Source organism: Salinimicrobium oceani (assembly GCF_012037645.1).
Map to the genome: position 1 here is coordinate 1 of NZ_JAAVJR010001356.1, position 321 is coordinate 321.

The 321-nt window shown below is 43.9% G+C and carries 1 protein-coding gene; it reads left to right on the plus strand.

Annotation, left to right across the window (positions count from 1 at the left end; translation table 11 throughout):
* A partial coding sequence (locus HC175_RS22185) for an MlaE family ABC transporter permease (RefSeq protein WP_168140016.1) occupies window positions 1-321 on the plus strand: 321 nt, incomplete at both ends.

Genomic DNA, 321 nt, shown 5'->3' on the forward strand with positions numbered 1-321 from the left:
TTTGGTGCAGTTTCATGGATGCCTTCAATGATAAGTATTTCTATTGTTAGGGAAATAGGTCCTGTGATCATCGCTCTTATTTGTGCAGGGCGCATAGGCTCAAGTATTGGTGCAGAATTAGGTTCTATGAAAGTGACAGAGCAGATCGATGCTATGGAGGTTTCGGGTACTAATCCTTTTAAATTCCTGGTGGTAACAAGAATTCTTGCAGCAACCCTCATGCTACCGATCCTCATACTCATAGGAGACCTGGTTGCCGTGATTGGGTCTGCCCTGGTAGAAAATGTGAAGGGAGACGTATCATTCCTGCTGTACTTCAAT